The organism is Acetobacter pasteurianus subsp. pasteurianus LMG 1262 = NBRC 106471 (genome assembly GCF_000285275.1).
Taxonomy (GTDB): domain Bacteria; phylum Pseudomonadota; class Alphaproteobacteria; order Acetobacterales; family Acetobacteraceae; genus Acetobacter; species Acetobacter pasteurianus.
The window spans coordinates 1-2221 of record NZ_CADO01000108.1; the positions used below are offsets into that span (position 1 = coordinate 1).

At 38.3% G+C, this 2221-nt stretch carries 1 protein-coding gene and 1 pseudogene; one reads left to right on the forward strand and one right to left on the reverse strand.

All coding sequences use genetic code 11. From position 1 onward, the window contains the following. Nucleotides 1-695 (reverse strand): annotated as a pseudogene (locus tag APA10_RS11680) (Hint domain-containing protein); the annotation flags it as partial. Between the two features lie 210 nt (nucleotides 696-905). Here APA10_RS11680 and APA10_RS11685 point away from each other — a divergent pair. Next, complete coding sequence (locus tag APA10_RS11685) at nucleotides 906-1991, forward strand: helix-turn-helix transcriptional regulator (protein WP_003631378.1); 1086 nt, start codon at nucleotides 906-908, stop codon at nucleotides 1989-1991. The last annotated feature ends 230 nt before the right edge of the window (nucleotides 1992-2221 follow it).

Sequence of the window (2221 nt, forward strand, 5' to 3'; positions counted from 1 at the left end):
TCAACAGCCACATCACCTTCGGAGGTGCGGATCATGCTGCCAGCAAGAAAGCAGACAACCTTTGTGGCATTCAGATAGGTTTTACCGTTTACGTTTGAAACCGTAAAAGTGGAGCCTTCATTGGCAGCAGGCAACTGAAAGGATGCAGTGCCCTGAATAGGCTTACCGTTATCTGTAAGCGTATACACACCATCTTCGTAAACCACACCATCAGCAATTGTGCCGTCCAGCACGATGGTATCGTTTACAGAAATATTGGTGATGTACTGAATAATGGTCAGGTTTGTGCCGGCCCCGACCTCGATTGTTCCATGTCCGCCAGAAAACTGGATTTGCCCCGGTGTGTTGGAAGAAACACCATCCAGCACAAGATTACCGCCATTGCCAACAATAACGGTTGAGCCTGATGCAATTTTATCTGAGTTATCAAGCGTTAATGAAGCACCATCTGAAATGGTAACCGTTGCCGCACTAGAAGAATCACCGATATTCCAGCTGGCAGCCGTTACAGCAGCATTATTTGTAATAATTATATTGGCAGCAGTAAAACTGGAAGGGTCTGGAATTGGCGTTCCATCATAGTAATCACCTGCTACAATGGCTCCAGACTGACTGATTGTAATATTACCATCAGAACCTGGAGTAAGCTGCGTATTAGAACCGCCTTGCGGCTTAAAGATAATCGACTCAGCCATTTGTCCCGCCCTTTATGCGTGGTTTTAACTGTGCCAATTACGCTTTGTTTGGAAAATATCATCCACTACCATATGAGGTATGTTTGCAAAAAAATAATTATACCAAATGGTATATTGCGTTTGTCTAGAATTAACTTACTTTACCGGGGCCTTTGAGGGCAACCGTGTGCTCTTTGAGTAAATACTACTCAAGAATGGATACCCATAGCTATGCTTTCAGACATAATAAAAAATATATACGCAACTATTGACAATAGAAGTCTATGGAAAAACTCGCTTGCAAATATTGCAAAATACTGCAACGGAAATGACGAAGGCGGGGCGGCCTTGGTTCCATTAGATCCTGATTGTGTTCAGTGGCGTTATGGAAGCAGTAAAAACGAAGAATCCGATCTACTCTATTATTCTCAGTGGAAAGGAAAATCTCCATTAATATCCCACAAACCACAAAGTATGCCTGGAGATTTCTTTTATATCGATGATAGCTTTCTAACTGATGAGGAAATAAATCGTTCCCCTTTTTATCAAGAATATCTCAAAAAATTTGGTGTTCGCAGATTACAAAACTGCCTTTTTGAAAACTTCCAAGGAAAAAAATTTCTTTTATCCGTACAAAACCCTATCAATGCTTCCACAGAAACAGTTTTAGGTTCCAAGAAAAAGCTGTTAACGCTTGTACCGCATATTATTCAGGCCATAAATATAGGAGATAACTTTTACTATAATAAAAACACAAAAGATTGCTTTCAATGCCTTATTGATAGCATGCCTTATGCCATTGCTATTTTTGACAAACAAAACAATGTTTTATTTGCTAACGATAAAATGGTGGAAATGGAACAACATGGTATTTTTATTATCAACAACAGAATAAAAAACCAATATGAAGATTCCAAAATAAAAATAGAGAAATTACTTAAAACTTCCGAAAAAGATACATACATTACATTTACCACCAAATCACAAAAACACTTCATTGCAAAAATTGGTTTTTTTAACAATATCAACAAAAATGATCAGGATGTTTCACTTATTTTTCCAAAGTTTCTGATTATTCATGATTGCCAAATTAATAAAAACACTGAAAAAATACTTAAAAATTTCTTTTTATCTCCAGCACAATCCAAAATTTCCTGTATGATTGCAAACGGATTGCCTGTGAAAGACATTGCAAAAAGCCTTAACATTACAGAAGGCACAACCCGACAAACCATTAAAGAGGCTTTTACACGTTTGGATATTAACAGTCAGGTTAAGCTTGCGTCCTTTATAAAGGACATAGATTGCCTACCGTAACCCCCATGATCCATGGCGGCACAACACCAACCCTATAAGTGTTACAACAGAAATTGTAGTTCTATTCTGTAACAGAACCACCAATCAACACATTATCCGCGAATGAAATGCTGATTTTACACACCAGCATAACAAACAGGCCCTACCCCCATAAGAGATAGAGCCTGTTCTTAAGCGTAACTTTTAAAATCAGGCAGAAAGAACCTGTACCTGTTTTTCTGATTCATCCA